General features: G+C 65.1%; 15 protein-coding genes. 6 read left to right on the top strand and 9 right to left on the bottom strand.

All coding sequences use genetic code 11. The annotated features are described in order from the left end of the window. Positions 1 to 2 precede the first annotated feature (2 nt). The 4 genes from ACTWPV_RS10615 to ACTWPV_RS10600 all read right to left on the bottom strand — a co-directional run bounded on the left by ACTWPV_RS10615 (position 3) and on the right by ACTWPV_RS10600 (position 1,818). A complete protein-coding gene (locus ACTWPV_RS10615) occupies positions 3 to 161 on the bottom strand; it encodes a hypothetical protein (RefSeq protein WP_443151607.1) in 159 nt (52 codons plus the stop codon). Beyond that, positions 161 to 391, bottom strand: a complete 231-nt coding sequence (locus ACTWPV_RS10610) for a hypothetical protein (RefSeq protein WP_443151606.1) — start codon at positions 389 to 391, stop codon at positions 161 to 163. The genes ACTWPV_RS10615 and ACTWPV_RS10610 overlap by 1 nt, the downstream gene beginning before the upstream one ends. A gap of 221 nt (positions 392 to 612) precedes the next feature. Further along, positions 613 to 942 carry an SCO3933 family regulatory protein gene (locus tag ACTWPV_RS10605; RefSeq protein WP_443151605.1) on the bottom strand — a complete coding sequence of 110 codons (330 nt, stop codon included), beginning with the start codon at positions 940 to 942 and terminating at the stop codon, positions 613 to 615. A gap of 102 nt (positions 943 to 1,044) precedes the next feature. Continuing rightward, positions 1,045 to 1,818, bottom strand: coding sequence for a GntR family transcriptional regulator (locus ACTWPV_RS10600; RefSeq protein ID WP_443151604.1), 774 nt, complete (start codon positions 1,816 to 1,818; stop codon positions 1,045 to 1,047). 79 nt (positions 1,819 to 1,897) lie between these two features. On the opposite strand from ACTWPV_RS10600, the gene ACTWPV_RS10595 reads away from it, so the two are divergent. Beyond that, positions 1,898 to 2,326 (top strand): NUDIX hydrolase, encoded by a 429-nt coding sequence (locus ACTWPV_RS10595; RefSeq protein WP_443151603.1) that lies wholly within the window; start codon positions 1,898 to 1,900, stop codon positions 2,324 to 2,326. A 941-nt stretch (positions 2,327 to 3,267) separates the two neighbouring features. Next, entirely contained in the window at positions 3,268 to 4,152 is an 885-nt protein-coding gene (locus ACTWPV_RS10590; RefSeq protein WP_443151602.1) for a DUF4238 domain-containing protein, read from the top strand. 1,028 nt (positions 4,153 to 5,180) lie between these two features. Here ACTWPV_RS10590 and ACTWPV_RS10585 read toward each other — a convergent pair. Continuing rightward, positions 5,181 to 5,636 carry a DUF488 domain-containing protein gene (locus ACTWPV_RS10585; RefSeq protein WP_443151601.1) on the bottom strand — a complete coding sequence of 152 codons (456 nt, stop codon included), beginning with the start codon at positions 5,634 to 5,636 and terminating at the stop codon, positions 5,181 to 5,183. 530 nt (positions 5,637 to 6,166) lie between these two features. Between ACTWPV_RS10585 and ACTWPV_RS10580 the strand changes: the two genes are divergently transcribed. Then, positions 6,167 to 6,997, top strand: a complete 831-nt coding sequence (locus tag ACTWPV_RS10580) for a DUF4231 domain-containing protein (RefSeq protein ID WP_443151600.1) — start codon at positions 6,167 to 6,169, stop codon at positions 6,995 to 6,997. Between the two features lie 536 nt (positions 6,998 to 7,533). Here the strand turns inward: ACTWPV_RS10580 and ACTWPV_RS10575 are convergent. Further along, a complete protein-coding gene (locus ACTWPV_RS10575) occupies positions 7,534 to 8,793 on the bottom strand; it encodes an alpha/beta fold hydrolase (protein WP_443151599.1) in 1,260 nt (419 codons plus the stop codon). 199 nt (positions 8,794 to 8,992) lie between these two features. After that, the gene (locus tag ACTWPV_RS10570; protein WP_443151598.1) at positions 8,993 to 10,387 is read right to left on the bottom strand and encodes a cytochrome b; all 1,395 of its coding nucleotides are present in this window, start codon (positions 10,385 to 10,387) and stop codon (positions 8,993 to 8,995) included. Between the two features lie 720 nt (positions 10,388 to 11,107). Here ACTWPV_RS10570 and ACTWPV_RS10565 point away from each other — a divergent pair. Beyond that, a complete protein-coding gene (locus ACTWPV_RS10565) occupies positions 11,108 to 11,782 on the top strand; it encodes a hypothetical protein (RefSeq protein ID WP_443151597.1) in 675 nt (224 codons plus the stop codon). A gap of 63 nt (positions 11,783 to 11,845) precedes the next feature. Here ACTWPV_RS10565 and ACTWPV_RS10560 read toward each other — a convergent pair whose 3' ends face one another. Then, the gene (locus ACTWPV_RS10560) at positions 11,846 to 13,000 is read right to left on the bottom strand and encodes an acyltransferase family protein (protein WP_443151596.1); all 1,155 of its coding nucleotides are present in this window, start codon (positions 12,998 to 13,000) and stop codon (positions 11,846 to 11,848) included. Positions 13,001 to 13,188: 188 nt separating this feature from the next. On the opposite strand from ACTWPV_RS10560, the gene ACTWPV_RS10555 reads away from it, so the two are divergent. Together ACTWPV_RS10555 and ACTWPV_RS10550 are read left to right on the top strand one after the other, a co-directional pair. Further along, positions 13,189 to 13,578 carry a GntR family transcriptional regulator gene (locus ACTWPV_RS10555; RefSeq protein ID WP_347642924.1) on the top strand — a complete coding sequence of 130 codons (390 nt, stop codon included), beginning with the start codon at positions 13,189 to 13,191 and terminating at the stop codon, positions 13,576 to 13,578. After that, entirely contained in the window at positions 13,575 to 14,693 is a 1,119-nt protein-coding gene (locus ACTWPV_RS10550) for a DUF1648 domain-containing protein (RefSeq protein ID WP_443151595.1), read from the top strand. Before ACTWPV_RS10555 ends, ACTWPV_RS10550 begins: the two co-directional genes overlap by 4 nt. A 58-nt stretch (positions 14,694 to 14,751) precedes the next feature. Here the strand turns inward: ACTWPV_RS10550 and ACTWPV_RS10545 are convergent, their stop codons facing one another. Beyond that, positions 14,752 to 15,657 (bottom strand): AraC family transcriptional regulator, encoded by a 906-nt coding sequence (locus ACTWPV_RS10545; RefSeq protein ID WP_347642926.1) that lies wholly within the window; start codon positions 15,655 to 15,657, stop codon positions 14,752 to 14,754. Positions 15,658 to 15,721: the final 64 nt, after the last annotated feature.

Raw genomic sequence — 15,721 nt, 5'->3', positions numbered from 1 at the left:
CATCAGCCGCCACCGCCCATCTGCTTGAGCGCGTTCTGGAAACCTTCCTCGTCCCAGCCGCACAAGTACGAGAGCATGTCGCGCTTCTGCCGCTCCGAGAGGGCATCCAGGATGAGAGACATCTCCTTGTCGGTGAGCGTGCGCTTCTTCGACGCCGCCATCACTCGGCCCCCCAACCCGGGAAGCCCGGCACGCTCCACCGCCAGCGGCGCCGACGCTTGGACAGACCGCAGCCCGAGGCCACCGCCCGCCACGTCCCGTACACCATCACGGCCTTGACCGGGAACCCGATCACCAGCCAGAACGACACCGGCGCGAACCGCCGCCACGCCCACAGGCACACGCCCGTAGCCAGCAGCGCCGTGCCCGCCCACAGCAGGAAATCCCGCATACTAGAGCCGTCTCCTTTCCTCTTCTGAGTGGTGGGAGACCCCGGAGCGGCCTACGCCGCCAAGCCAAGCGCCGCTCCGGGACCAGACGATCATCACGCGGTGCTCGACGTCGCCACGTAGTGGCAGTACGCGCACAGCAACACGATCTTGTTGTAACGCGCGTCGAACTGCTCCGCGAGGTTCTGTGTCGAGCCGCACTCGACACACATCAGCGCCGCCATCACGCGGCCTTGCCCGTGTCAGGACGCACCGCCTCGCAACGAAAGCCCATGCCCGAGCGGCCGTTCATCTGCCAGAAGAAGCAGACCAGCCCCACCGGACGGACCTTGATACCGAGCTGGATCTGCGGGAAGTCCGCTGACGGGAACGTCACCGTGATCACCGGGTTACGCCGGTCATCGTTCGGCATCGGCAGCAGCGGCAGCGTGTACAAGTCACGCCCCTCCGCATCCTTCTTCACCTCACCCGTCGCCCGATCTACGATCTTGGGCTCAGCCTCACCCGCGACCGTGAACGACATGGACGACGTGTCCACCGGGATGTTGCGCACAGGGTGCTCTCCTCTTCGATCGACGATGTAATCTCTAGTCACCTACTCGACTAGAGGAGTTGCTACTACATGTATAGAGGAGTGCAGGGGAGGTGTCAACGACTAATGCGCAGGAAGTTCGTACGACAGCAAGAAGGCGTCACCCGACATGATCGTGTCGCAGACCTCGACCGCCATCCCATCGATGTCATACGCCGTACGGACCAGCCGGAACACCGGAGTCCCGGACGTAAGGTTCAGCTGCTTGGCCTCTTCGCGCGTGGGCATCCGAGTGGAGACATCTTCCACGTACCGCTCCAGGGTGTGCCCTTGATCCTCGATCCGCGCGTAGATGCCGCCCGGCCCGGTGTTCGGCTCCATGATCCTGGTACCACGCGCAATACCAACCGGGACGTACGAGGTCGCAAGCTCTACTGGGTGCCCGTCACGGAGGTACCGCCGACTCCGAGCCACCACGACCTCATCAGGGCTGATGCCCAAGCGCTCGCTGATCTCTTCAGAGGCTCGGACTTCGCTCACCGAAAGCATGTCAACCGCGGATGTGGCGCCCACGGCCTCCGACTCGGCGAGGAACGCCGCCTTACCATCCTTACGGTGCCGCCGTGCAAACCGGTCCGACGCCAGCCTCTTCACCGGAGGCCGCCTGCGGACGAAGACACCACGACCATGCTCGGCAACCGCCAGCCCTTCGTTCCTCAACTCCTGTATGGCCTGGCGCACCGTCATGCGAGCCACGCCGTAGTGCTCGATCAACTCCGCCTCGGAGGGCAATTTCTCGCCCTCACGAAGCCGGCCGCTCTCGATCGCCTGCCGCAGCTGGTCAGCGATCTGACGGAACACGGCGCGGTCGCTGTTCGGATCGATGTCATTGATCAAGACTCCCTCATTGACCACACCAAGCTCCTTCACTCGTCTGTACATCTACTACCGATAGCCTAGCCATGGGAGGTAACCGATGGTCGAGCATGACCGACGCCACTCAGTGAGCGTCGCCGGCGTCGTCGTCGACGACACTGGCCGAGCCCTGCTCACGCGCCGAGCCGACAACGGCGAATGGCAGGCCCCTGGGGGCGTCTTGGAGATCGGCGAGACCATCACCGATGGCGTACGCCGAGAGGTATTGGAAGAGACCGGACTGATCGTAGAACCTCTTGCCCTCACCGGCGTCTACAAGAACATGGCCCGAGGCATCGTTGCACTCGTGTTCCGCTGCAAAGCAACCGGCGGCCAGCTCGTCACCAATGAGGAAGTCACAGCCTTCCACTGGGCATCCGAGGACGAGATCCGCGACATGGTGACCGAGGCGTTCTCCGTCCGGATCCTCGACGCACTACATGAAGATGCACCGGCAATTCGGCACCACGACGGTGTCACCCTCATGTGACCCTGGATCACCCTGTTACAAGTTTCCTTGCGGTTTCAAGCCCGCCGCGCAGCGGCGGGCACCACGTGATCACGAGAAGCTGGGCGATCACGGTTCGGGCTAGATGAGGTGCTCGTTGATTGGAGCTTCACGGAGAGCTGAGGGAACGGGTCTAGCGGGTAGCGGTGCAGCTCGATAGCCTCTTCGGCCCCAGCCAGCTCGGAAGATCGCGATCTTTCAGGAGCAAGCGTCAGCCCTACCATGCCCACCCCTCCGCTACTTCCTTTTGCCGACAGCGCACCACCGCGAGGGACATCCAGCGAAGCAGAGCCCGCGCACCAGCGCGCTCGCTCGCGGGCGGCCCGGCTCGTCCCGGCCGTCCGCCCGCGGCGGCGCGCGTGCCGGCAAGCGGCACCACCGGGAGGGGATAAGCCAGGTAAGGGCTGGAAGCGTCACTCTCCTCCATATTCCTCGACCTCCCACCACATAGCAGAAGCCTGCAAGCGGCCAACTCACAGCCCGCGTATCCTCCCGGGTCAACAGTGAAGAGACTCGCAGACTTGCGCACGTTAAGGATCTTCACCGGCATCACTAAAGGACAAAGCCTTTGGGGCGCTGCCCCAAACCCCGGCCCTCCTCGAAGATGAGCCAAGGTCGGCAATGGCGGTCATCTCCTCGCCGGTCACCCGGAGGGAAACCAGACCAGCCGCACCAGAGCAAGCCGCCGCCTGCGGGCAGGGCAACCAGCACACGCGGAAGCTCACCGGGACGCATGTACACGGGAACGACGGCTTGCCCCGGCACGACCGGCCCGGTATGGCTGCACCTGCCCGACGAGGAGATGACCACAACGCCTCACCCCTGTTGAACAGCTGATGCCCGAGATGACGATTGCAGCCTTCAGGTGAAGCCTCTGCCTTAATCGGATTGCCTCCTCGATGTCTATAGCAGATGATGTCGTTGTGGGAAATCCAAAGCTTCACCACTACGTGCCTCAGTTCTACCTGCGCCGATTCCTCGATTCAGATAGCCGCCTTTGGGTCTGGGACCGCAGGAGCGATAGAATCTTTCCCACGACGACAGGATCAATCGCCGCTGAATCCAATTTCTACCTCCTCTCCTACATCGCCGAACAAGGCGGTGACCCACTGACTCTAGAGAGACAGCTTGCGGATCTTGAAGGTGAGGTCTCTATGATCACCGGTCAGTGGCTCGAATGGATCAGCCAGGACAAGTACGATGCGCTCATCGTGCCTGACATCAACCGCGAAATCGTCAGCCTCTTTCTGGCCGTTCAGTTCCTTCGAACGGCGGATACACGATCGACACTCGCGGCCTTCTATCGGACGGCTACGGGGCGATCCATCGACTCTGATCACGAGATGCGGGCACTTCACGCCGAGCTGCTATGGAATGATGAAATAATCTCGAAAATTGCAGGCCGGATAAGAGGTTGCACATGGCTGTTTGGTCACAATGGCACTCCGACTCCGTTCATCGCATCGGACAATCCCGTGGCCTTCAGGACATCCGATAATCGAATGTGGCTAAAGGCGGGCATTCTCAGCAAGGGTGCCTATTTGGTCTACCCGCTTGCCCCGAACGCTGTTCTCTACTGCTATCCGGACGAAAATCCATGGCAAAACTCCGGGATTTCTCAATACGACTGCCACATTTCTCCGGTTGTATTTACGGAAAGTTTGGTTCGGAATGAGAACTCGGCGCAGGTGTTCATGGCCTCCCGCTTTGTAATCTCAAATAGGCCAACGTTCGATGCTGAGCGCGAGTTCGCGAAAACGATTGGCACCGACATTAATGCACCCCCTGGACGCAAGCTCTTTGGGTGACTGTCAGGCGATGGGGGACTACCTGAGCTACAACCGCACGGTCAAACGCGGATGCGCCAGAATGCCTACGCCGGGAGACACTTCCTTGACCAGGCGTGACATCGGCGAACCCATGGGATATGCATAGATCGAAGTGTCTATGTAACGGTCCAGGCTGCGCCGCCTCACTCGGCGCGCGAGGGGGGTCACGCCCGTGACACAGCAATCTCTCTTCGCACCAGACCCTGACGCCACTACTTCCAAACCTGGAGGAAACCGCCCAGAACGCCTAAAGCTCTTGATTGTCGTCAAAGCGGCACCTAACCCGTCGCAGACGTACGGCGAAACAGTTTGCGTCGCAGCGCTGCGAATGGATCCCGAGAAGCACCAGTGGATACGGCTGTACCCCATCAACTTCCGCGCCCTAGAGGATCCAAACGCCTTCCGCAAATACGACATAGTGACCCTGGACGCCAAGCCAGCACCCGCGGACCCCAGACATGAGAGCTGGCGGCCAGTCATCCCAACGCTGCAAAAGGTGGGCCACCTTGACGGCTGGCCCAAGCGCCTACCCTGGATCGCTGACCACATCGACCGGTCCATGTGCGACCTTCTCGCCGCAGTCCGCACCACCCCGCCGGCACGGTCACTAGCGGCCATACGCCCTCGCCGGGTAGACGGCCTAGACATTGAACTGCATCCCGGCTGGACGCCAGACGAGCTAGCGAAGATCGACGCATACGTTCGCCAAGACGCTCTCTTCGAGAGTGGTCCCCGTACAGCTCTTGAAGCTCCTCGCTTCAAGGCGTGGTATCGCTACCGCTGCCATACACCAACGTGCAAGGGACATCGCCAAGGCGTGCTCGATTGGGAGTCGTTGCTCACCAGCGTCACCTCAGAACGCACGATGATGCCACCGCCCAGCAAGAGCTACGAAAGCGCTGGCTAGGGGAGATTTGCGCCGTAGATCGCGATACCGTCTTCTTTGTCGGTAATCAAGCAAAGCGGCAGCATGTATTCAGCGTTTTAGGCGCCTTCTATCCTCGCCGCTAGAGCGAGGTCGGGAGAACGTCTAGCCTGGCATTTACCTGTTCGAGTACGACTTGCCGGTGGCATCTGTCTTCGCTGGCCTCGAAACACAACAAGCCTGTCAGGCCTTCTTGTGCCATCGTCACGATATCGTCGATAGCCCCATCTGCTTCAGGTGAGTTGATCTCCTCAGCGTACGCTGCTACCGCCTGAGCAAGCTCAGCTCCTCCTACACCGAACCCCGCTCGATTCCACTTTGGATTGCCGAGTTGTGGCATGTGGACGTAGCTGATGCCGTGCTCGAACATCGCCTCAGCCAGCCGTCTCCTGCTGAAGCCTGGCTTACGCGAAATCGGATTCAGGCGCACATCAACCAACGCCGCCAAGCCCATCTCGGCTACATCACGAACAAAGCCATCTAGATCACGCCCCTCGTACCCGAGGCCGACGACTCCGCTCCGTTCACCTATGCTCACAGTCCATAGCCTTCCATACTGACGGTTCGGTCCGCTCAGAGACTCCTGCACATCTACCCGATCATCTATCCCAGTCACGAGATGTCCAGCCACGGTGCGCCGAAGCTGCTCAATAGATAGGCGAACGGTCCAAGTCCTCCCTCGGACACATGCGACTCGCGCGTCGGCGCGGTGCAGCAGCTTCACCGGCCTGGGGCGACCGTCCGTGATCTTCGCTGCCCTCTCGGGCACCGCATCGACCCTCGGCGACCGTCATGCCACGAGTTCACACCGAAGCGTCGGCGCCTCATCGGATGCCTGATAGCCGAATCGATGGGGGGACGTCTAGAGGTGGGACCCCGTACCGCTGGCACGGCCCTACGCTTCAGCTGTCCGCCGGGGACCCTTGCGAGCTTGAGTCTGCGGCTGCTCGAAGTGCACCATAGATAACGATGCGGCCCGTACCTGTTACGGACGCCTGCCTTATAACGATGGATCTGAGGGTGTGCCCAGAAGAGAATCGCACCCTAAGACTTCGAACAGGGGAGCGTATGAGTGATGTCGGGCCACATCGCGACAGAGGCGCTGCGGCGGAAGGTCTCGACGCCGAGCAGCGTGAATCTGCGCGTAAGCTAGTTGAGCAGCAATCAACCCTACGTAATCTTCGTACCACAAGACTTCTTCAAGCCATATGGCTCATTGCGAGTATGGTAGCAGCTGGGTTTCTTGGCAGCGCCATGTTCATCGGGATCTGGACTAATTATCGCACCCCTTTTACTCTTATAGGATTTGCTGCCGCCGCCATCTCGACGGCGGTAGCTGCGACCCATCTCATCAAGATTCGTCCTAGAATATCTGAAAATGTACACACTCTTCGGACGTTTGAGACGGAGCAACTCCACTTAGCTGCGAGAGAGGAAGCCAATCCGATCTCGGCTCTTCGCATCTATCGCTTGATCGCCACTAACGACATCGACGAACTAAGTCGGCACGCTCGGCGTAACCAGCGCTATGCCAACATCCTGCAGTGGATCGTAATCCTTGGCTCTGTCACTGCTACAAGCCTTGCCGGCATCGCGGTGGGGGGCGGAGATCAGCCTATAGTTCGTCTCGTTACAGCTATTTCTAGTGGTCTAGTTAGCGTCGCCGCAGCAGCTGCCGGATTCTTTAAATTTCGCGAACGACGTACGACTCAGCAACAAACGGCTGATGCGATGAAGAGGCATCTAAAAGCTGTCGAGTTGCGAATCAGCGAGTATGACGAAGAGGATGAGGCATTAGTGCTTAAGAGATTCGCACAGAACATGGAGGAACTGAAGGACGAGCAACGCAAACGCGAATTGCAACTTGAAGAGTCCACCGATAAACAGCCTGGCCAATGACCGAGCTGCCGTGTCGGCTCACGCGTCGCGCGGGGACCACTTGGGGACCACACGCCCTGCATGCAGCCACACAAACTGCATTTGGCTACACGCTTAATTCTGTCGCTGCTCGGTTGTTGAGCTGCGGCAACGCTTAAACCGTAGTTCTGGGGGTCAAGGGGTCGCAGGTTCAAATCCTGTCGTCCCGACCAGATCGACGCTGGTCGAGCAGGGTGTCACTCGTAAGGGTGGCACCCTTGCGCATGGGTGAGTGACCACGAAGCGGCGAGTGTGCCCAGCGCCGCACGTACGAGGCGGATCTGCTTGCGGGCGTTCCAGGGATTCAGGGCGCGAGCTCGGCGGCGGGGCCCGCGATGCCCGCCGCGAATCGCACCGGCCGTGGAGCCGGTGGAGCCGCACGGTCCTGCGGCAAGCTGACGCATCCTGACCTGGGCATCCCGGCCTCCCGCGAGATCCGCGCCCGCGGGGACCGGCCTCACCGGAGCTGCCGGTGTCACGGGTCTCGTGTCACAGGTGCCGTTTCAACCAGTCCCAGGTCACCTGGTCGCGCTCCTTGACCGGCGGGCAGTGTCCATGGCCGCCGGTGATCTTGACCTCGCCGTCGGCGGATGAGGCGGCGAGCCGCTTGATGTCGCCGACCGGCGCGAAGGGGTCATCCGCCGTGGCCACCACCAGGATCGGGTGTCAGTTCGCTGTTTGCCCACGTAGCCCTGGTTGACCAGCGACGTCCTTCTGACGAGCTGCGCCAGCCGTTCGGTGTTCCCGACCGGGACGTCGAGGCGGGCGGCCAGCGCCGCCCGCGGCTGCGGCGGGAGGTTGTCGATGAACTCGAGGCCGGCGTCGAGCGCCTGATGCACCGGGCCGCAGACGGACACCACGGCCTTGACCCGCTCGTCGGTGAAGGCGAGACGTCCCACCGTGTTTCCTCCGTAGGACACACCCACGGCTCCTATGCGCTTGGCGTCGATGAGGTCGTGCTCGCGCAGCCTGTCCACAACGGCGCTGTGCAGGCGGTCCATGGCGGGGTGGTCGGCGGGCCAGTCCTTGCTGTCGCCGAATCCCGCGTTGTCGAACGAGACCATGGCGATCCCGGCGGGAGCGAGGTGCCTGTCGAACAACGGCCGGTTCTGGGTCTTGGCGACGTCGATGCCGCCCGTGGAGAGCACGACGGGAAACGGGCCGTCGCCCTTGGGGAGGTGGAGGAACGCCTCGAACGTTCCGCCTTCTAAGGGCACCCGCAGTCGCTCGAAGCCCGAGTCCCCGAGACGGGCGGCCTTCTCATAGGCGTCCTTCGCCCTCCTGTACGCGTCCTCCTCGTGCGCCGACTCCCGGTGCTGGGGGTAGGCGGCCACCGTGAAGTAGATCGATGCCGCGCGATACCAGTCCCGCGCGGCACGGGAATCGCCGCCGGCTCGGGCGGCGTCGGCCTTGCCCAGTGCCTCCTTCCCCACCGTGGTCCACTCCGTGATCCAGTTGCCGGGACCGGGCTCGATCACGGTGTCGAACCACTGCGCGTTCTCCCGCTCGTCCGTCGACTCCTGGATGCGCCGCAGGACCGCCTGCATCACGGCGGGGTCGCCGCCATTCGCAGCCCAGTCCTCCAGGCGGATCTCGCGGAACCACTTCTCCTCGTCGATCTCGACCGCTTCGACGGGGGCGGCCGACCTGGAGGAGCCGGTCGAGGACTCCGCCCTGCCTTCTCCGGCGGGCGTCCCGGCCGCTCCGCACCCCGCGACGGCCAACGTCACCACAGCCACCGAGGCCGCCATCGTCGACAGCCGTACCTGATGTCGCATGTCTTCTCCTCGCAGCCGCCGGACCTGACGTTCCACTCCTGTGTGCTTGTGCTGCACTCAAGCGCGGTCACGTGTGGTTCGTGCGGTTGCCTGTGTGAAGCCTTCATGAAGACGGGCGGCAAGGGGCGCGAGGCCCGAACCTGCCCCACCTCACCGGCCAGCCCGATCACACCCGGCAGCGCAGGAAATCGACCTCTACCTATGCTGACCGGCTCAACTCCCGGTGACGATCGCGCTCTTGCCGCACCGGCGCCATCCGCTCGTGGAATCCGCCGTCGGGGGATCGGACGATGATCCCTGTCTCCATGCCGTGCTCGGCCACGTCGCGGTCCGACTGCTGGAGTGCGAGGCAGATCCACCGGGTGACGACGAAGGCGACGACCGGCCCGATGACCACGGCGTATCGGAAGAAGATCGTCACGGCGTTGAGAGTGAGCTGGAACTGGTGGGCGAGCTGGTCGTTGGCCGCGGCTGCCCACAGCAGGCCGTAGAACGTGATCCCGGCGGCGGCGATGGCCGTCTTCACGGGCGTGTCGCGCGACCGGTCGAGCAGGTTTCGCGCGGGTGTCTCACGGACCGTGCGGCGCGCGCTCTCAGGCCGACCCAGCGCGTCGCGGCGGCCGCGTCGCGCGAGGAGGAAACGCTCGGCAAGCGGATACGTGGCCAGCGCGGTGAAGAAGACCCCGGGTACCACCACCGTGGGGACGAGGACCGCGAGGCTGAGCGTGTACTCCCCGAGGGTGAGCTCCCACGCGGGCATGATCCGCAGGGCGCCGTCGAGGAACCCCATGTACCAATCGGGCACCGAGCCCGCCGAGATTTGCGTCGGCCTGGCCGGACCGTACAGCCAGATCGGGGCGATCTGGAACCCGAACCCGAGGATGATCAGCATGCCGAACGTCGCGACCGCCATCAGCGGGCGGGCGCTTCGCCGCACCGGCAGCGAGGCGACGAACCGCGAGTGGCCGTGCCGCCGCACCAGCAGTTCACGTACGACCAGCAGCCCGGCCATGACGGCCGCGAGCAGCAGGTGCACGACGTACATGACCGGAATGACCCTGTCGCCGGGAAAGTCCGAGCCGAACAGCAGCGACGTCACCCAGGTCCCCACCACCGGGATGGACTGCATGACCGACATGATCAACCACAGGCTCCCGCTCGACAGCATGTCGTCGGGCAGGGCGTTGCCGGTCTCGCCTGCGAACATGCCCAACGCCAGCAGCGCCACCCAGATCAGCCACTGCCGGCTGCGCGGGCGGCGGAACGCGCCGGTGAGGAACATGCGCAGCAACTGCAACACGACGGCCGCCACGAAGACGAGCGCCGACCAGTGGTGCATCTGGCGGATGAGCAGCCCGCCGCGCACCTCCAGGCTCAGATGCATGGTCGAGTCGAACGCGCTGCTGACGAGGAGCCCGCGCAGCGGGCCGTAGGAACCGTCATAGGTCACCTGGGACATGCCGGGGTCGTAGAACAGCATGAGCATCGCCCCGGTCACCAGCAGAACGACGAATGACCAGACGGCGATCTCCGCGAACATGAACGACCAGTGGGAGAACTGGAACGAGCGGCGTATGGCCGGCAACGAACGCATCTTGGGCCCCCTAAGCTTGCCTGCACACAAGACGCGATCGGGCCGGCCGGTGTGACGTCGGGAAGGGCCTTTGTGACCGTGAGTTCCGTCACTGCGGAGGGCTGGAACCAGGGCCGGTCGCGCGTGACGGGCGCCGGCCACTGCCTGACGATCGCATCGAGCGGCCCGGCCGTGGTGTCGTGCCCGTTCCTGCGATGCCGCGCACCAGCGCCTCCGGCACCGGGCCGAGAACGCTTCAGCCCTGACATCCCGGCGCCCCCTTCCGACCTTCCGGAACGCTCTGCGTACGTCGGGGCGTCGATGGAGGCGAAGACGAGACCAAGACAGGGCTGCTGTCTCCTCTCCCTCATTGTTCGAGAAATACGATGAATGCAGGCGCGGCAGCCGCAGGTCGTACATTCATTTGCGCCGTCCTGACCGGTCACTCCAGCATGTTTTTCGAGGTAGCCCGGGTCAGAAATCTGCAAGTGGCGTGCAAGCCCTTTCGATAATCTTGTAGCCGGAACTGTCGCGTTCGAACGTTCATCTCGTGCGGACGAAATCGCGGAACCGGATCTGGGGGAATGGGTGGAGCTGTCTCGCTGGCGGACCGTCGCTTCTGTGCTTCTGCCATGGCTCACCGCCAAACTCGTGTTCAAACCGAGGGTCGGCCCGCTCAGAAATGACCGGATGCTGGATCGGCTCGCATTCTGGCGGTCGGTGGCCGGCATGGTAGCGGTCATGATTGCGACCTACGGATACCAGGACGTTCTTTTCGTTTCGGGAAACATGTTCCTGAAGGCGCTCCAGACCGGGGCGTACGCCCTGCTGCTGCCGCCGCTGGCGTTTCTCGTGATGCTCGTCGTGACCCGCCCCGGCCGCCGCCTGCAGCTCATGCGTGGCGCGAGGCGTCTCCTCGGACGCGGGGCGCTCGCACTGGCCATCTTCTTTCTGCCGTTCCTGCTGCTGAGTCTCGGCGACGGCCACGTCGACATCACCAACCCCGACCCGAGGGCGGCACTGTTCTTCATCCTCGTCGTGCCCCTGCTGATTCTCTGGTTCGCGTGTTTCTGGTGCTGCACGGTCTACTGGGCCGCGCGTACCGGCTTGTGGACCGGCGAGATCCACCCGCTGCTCGCGCCGGTCGGCACAACGGCTCTCATGTTGCTGATCAACGGCCTGGAGCTCTTCGAGGGCGACACCAAAGGCGTGCCTCACGGGCTCTGGCTGACGCTGAACCTCTGCGGGACGGTCACGTCCCTGATGCTGGCCGCCCTGGAATATCGACACCTCCGGTCCGTCGGCTACCGGTTCCGCAGCGGGCCGGAGCCGGTGACCGGAGGCGAACCGGAACCGGAACCGGAACCGGCCGTGACGGGTCCGGCGCCGGTGCGGGCCGGCGACGTGGCGGGGTGACGGATGGGGTGGGGGCGGTGGCCTGTCGCCGGCCGTCCTGGTCGTCGCTCCCTCGCTACGGATCTACAGGACCTTCCGGGCGCCCGGCAGGGCGCGGACCACGTACGCCGCCGCCCAGCACAGCGGCAGCGCGATGGCGGTGAGCAGCGCGGCCTTCGCGATCGAGGGCGCCTCCACGCCGCTCAGGGCGTGGTTGAGGGCGACGATCACGGCCGGGTGGGTGACGTAGACGGTGAAGGCGTGCGTCGACAGGAACCGGCGCAGCCGGCCCTGGCGGCCGAGGCGTTCCCTGAACAGCACCACGAGACCGAGGATGATGCCGACGGCGAAAGCCGACTCCGAGACGGCCATCAGCAGGGACGGCAGGGTTCCGTGGCCCAGGCTCGTCTCTCCGAAGGCGCCCACGACGAGGACGAGCGCGACCGCGGCGCCGGCCGCGGTGGCGAACCCGGCCCGGCCGGCCGCTCCGGGCAGGCTCTCCAGCCAGCCGCGCCGGGCGGCGATCAGCCCGACGACGAACAGCGCCGCGTACTGCGGCAGGTAGCCGAACGACGGCAGCCCCAGCACGGTGACGCCCATCGGCGCCACCATGCGCCACACGTACGTCACCAGGGACAGCCCGATGACGAACCCGGCGATCGCGGCGGCGCCGGGCGCCCGGCCGGTGGCCGTGGCCGTCTCGGGTGCGCGCCGGCCCTGGCCGGCCAGGCGCCGCCACAGGACGTAGAGCGCGCTGAACACGAGCAGCACCTCGACGAACCACAACGGACCCGGTGTGTAGTGGAGCAGGTAGAACTTCCAGTAGGGCAGGTCGGTTCCCTGCCGGGCGGCGGCCTCAGCGGCGGCGGTGTACCTGCCGATGGTCACGAGGGGACGGATCAGCAGCAGCCACAGCAGCAGCGGGGCTCCCAGGCGCAGCAGCCGCTCTCTCAGGAACTGCCCGGCCCCCTTGCGGTCGTAGGAGCGCGGCACGAACAGCCCTGAGACGAGGAAGAAGGCCCCCATGAAGAACGCCTGGTTGACCACGAGCAGCAGGTCCAGCAGCCCTCCTGAGGAGTCGGCCGGCTCCGTGTAGTACCAGCCCTGGACGTTGCTGTAAGCGATCACGGAATGGTGGATCACCACGAGTGCCATCAGGGCGGTGCGTAGGTTGTCGACATGGAGAAGCCGCGGGGCGGTGGTGGGCGGCGCGGCCTGCTGGTTGACGGGCTGCGTCATCGGTTCGCTGTCCCTCCGGGCCGTGTGGCGCGAGCGGCGTGCTCGGGCGGGCCGGTCTCCCTCGTGGATAACCCGGTCCACGACGTGACGGGGAGGGCCGGTGGTGTCTGGTGGATCTCTGCGCGCGGCATGAGGTGTCCCCCTGAAGAAGTTTGTGTTACTTGTTGTATAGCAGATAGAGTAGCGACGTGCGGCTGACCCTTGACCTTGACAGCGAGATCCCGATCTACCAGCAGATCCGGGACAGGATCGTGGAGGGGATCGCCAGACGGCAGGCGCACGAAGGCGATCCGTTGCCTTCCACGCGGCAACTGGCCGCCGATTTCGGCATCAACTTCCACACCGTGAACAAGGCGTACGACCTGCTGCGACAGCAGGGCGTCATCCGGATCAACCGCAAGAGCGGCGCGGTCGTACGGCGTGACGCCACGACCGGGCCACCAGAGGCGGCCTTCATCGACGACTGGGAGGAACGCGTGCGCGTGCTGCTGGCGGAGGCCACCGTCCAGGGCATGGACCGGCAGGAGGTGCTGCGCAGGACCGAGGCGCTGCTGACGGGTTTCGAGGAGCACACGTGATCATGATCCTGTGCACCGGCCTGATCGCCACCGCGCTGGTCACGGCCCTGGTGCTGGCGCTTCCCGCGCTGGCCAGGCCCACCCTTCCGTTCGGAGTGCGCGTCGGCGTCCAGCGGGTGGACGACCCGGCCGTCATCGCCGCGCGTCGCTCCTACGCACGCCTGACCGTGGCGGCGGGCGCGCTCGTCGCGGTGGTCTCGATCCCGGTGCTGCTGGTCACGCGGTCCGCCGCCGCGATCGGCGTCACCACGTCGGTGCTGGCGGTCCTGGACGTGCTGCTGTTCCACCGCGCCCATCGCATGATCCGCACCGCCAAGCTCACCGGGGGGTGGACCGCCGAGCGGCGCCAGGGCGTCGCCGTGGACACCACCTTCCGTACCGACCCGGTCCGTGTGCCGTGGCCGTGGGCCCTTCCCGCCCTGGCCGCCGTCCTCCTCACCGCGGGCATCGGCTGGGCGCGTCACGGCACGCTGCCGGCCACGCTGCCGTCGCTTTTCGGGTACGCCACCGAAGCCGCGCGGCGCGAGCCCACGACCGTGCTCAGCGCGTTCCAGCCGGTGATCTTCCAGCTCGTCCTCACCGTGATCGCCGTCGCCATGGTCCTGGTCGTGCTGCGCGCCCGCCCCGACCTCGACGCCGCCAGGCCCAGGGGCTCGGCCCGCCGCTACCGCACCTACCTGCGCGGGATGGCGGTGATGTCGCTGCTGAGCGCGGCCTGCCTCAACCTGAGCCTGCTGTTCGCGGCCCTGCACCTGTGGGAGATCGTCACCCCCTCGATCGTCTGGCAGGTGACCATCTATGCCCCGCTCGCCGTGCTGGCGGGCGGCTGGCTGATGTGGGAGGTCAAGGTGGGCCAGGCCGGGCACCGGCTGCCCGCTCTGCCGGGTGAGGAGCTGGAGGACTCCGGGCTCGGGCAGCGCGACGACGATCAGCACTGGCACCTGGCCGGCTCGGTCTACGTCAACCGCCGCGACCCCGCCCTGCTCGTGCACGACCGTCTCGGCTCCTCGTCGTGGACCCTCAACCTCGGCCATCCGATCGCCTGGCTCCTGCTCGGCAGCCTCGCCGTCGCCCTGATCGTGGTGGCGGGGCTGCTGCTGGCGGGTGCCGTGTGATCCGCCCCTCCCGAGGGAACAGACGCCGTTGACGCGAGGAGCACCCGTCCGAGACGGCTCAGGGGAGGACACTCGCAGGGGTACGCGCGGCGTGATGCAGGCGGGCGGCGTCCTGGCTGGGGGGCATGCCGAACTGGCGGCGGTATTCCCGGCTGAACTGTGACGGGTTGTCATAGCCGACCCGGTGGCAGACTCCCGTGACGTCGTTCGGGTGGACGGCGAGCAGCAGCCGGGCCTCCTGCAGCCGGATCTGCTTCTGGAACTGGATGGGGCTCATCGCGGTCACCGCATGGAAGTTGCGGTAGAAGGCCGACACGCTCATGCCGGACAGTCTCGCCACGTCCTCGACCCGGAAGCGCTGCGCGTAGTGCTCGCGGATCCAGCGCACGGCGCGGGAAACGTGGCTGAGACCGCTGTCGGCGAGTCCGAGCTGGCGGACCGTGGCACCCTGCTCACCGGTGATCACGCGCCACAGGATCTCGCGCTTGATCAGCGGGGCCAGCACGGCCCGGTCGCGAGGCTCGTCGAGCAGGCGCAGCAGCCGGACCACCGCGTCGAGCAACTCGGCCGGAGCGTCGCTGACGGCGATCCCCGGCGACGCGCCGCCACCGATGGGAGGAAGGTCGCCAGGCCCGGCCGCCAGCAGCAACTCGGCGACGGCGGACGGTTCCAGGGTGAGCCCGAAGCCCAACGCCGGCTGCTCGGGGTTCGCCTGAAGGAACTGGCCGGTGATCGGCAGGTCGACCGACGCGACCAGGTACTGTCCGGCGCCGTACTCGAAGATCCGGTCGCCCAGCGCGAGGCGCTTGGCGCCCTGGGCGATGACCGCCAGCACCGTGCCGGACATCGTGAGCGCCGGCGGTTCCGAACGGTCGATCTTCGAGACGAGGACATCGTCGATGGCGGTGGTCCAGTCGGGCCGGGCGTGCCGGGCCAGCTGGTCGCGGAGTTCTTCGAGCCGCATGTGGCCATTGCAGCACGATTCCGGGGCCTGGTTCCCGTACGCGAGAGGATCGTGCAAGTACGGG

This window comes from Nonomuraea sp. KM88, from assembly GCF_052245635.1.
In the GTDB taxonomy this organism is placed as follows: Bacteria; Actinomycetota; Actinomycetes; order Streptosporangiales; family Streptosporangiaceae; genus Nonomuraea.
Note: the sequence above shows the minus strand (reverse complement) of the source record. Positions and strands in the feature narration are given on the sequence as shown.

Coding starts and splice junctions, on each gene's coding strand:
- ACTWPV_RS10580 (WP_443151600.1), top strand. CDS start 6,167: ATGAGTGATGTCGGGCCACATCGCGACAGAGGCGCTGCGGCGGAAGGT.
- ACTWPV_RS10615 (WP_443151607.1), bottom strand. CDS start 161: ATGGCGGCGTCGAAGAAGCGCACGCTCACCGACAAGGAGATGTCTCTC.
- ACTWPV_RS10610 (WP_443151606.1), bottom strand. CDS start 391: ATGCGGGATTTCCTGCTGTGGGCGGGCACGGCGCTGCTGGCTACGGGC.
- ACTWPV_RS10595 (WP_443151603.1), top strand. CDS start 1,898: ATGGTCGAGCATGACCGACGCCACTCAGTGAGCGTCGCCGGCGTCGTC.
- ACTWPV_RS10565 (WP_443151597.1), top strand. CDS start 11,108: ATGATTGCGACCTACGGATACCAGGACGTTCTTTTCGTTTCGGGAAAC.
- ACTWPV_RS10560 (WP_443151596.1), bottom strand. CDS start 13,000: ATGACGCAGCCCGTCAACCAGCAGGCCGCGCCGCCCACCACCGCCCCG.
- ACTWPV_RS10545 (WP_347642926.1), bottom strand. CDS start 15,657: ATGCGGCTCGAAGAACTCCGCGACCAGCTGGCCCGGCACGCCCGGCCC.
- ACTWPV_RS10570 (WP_443151598.1), bottom strand. CDS start 10,387: ATGCGTTCGTTGCCGGCCATACGCCGCTCGTTCCAGTTCTCCCACTGG.
- ACTWPV_RS10575 (WP_443151599.1), bottom strand. CDS start 8,793: ATGCGACATCAGGTACGGCTGTCGACGATGGCGGCCTCGGTGGCTGTG.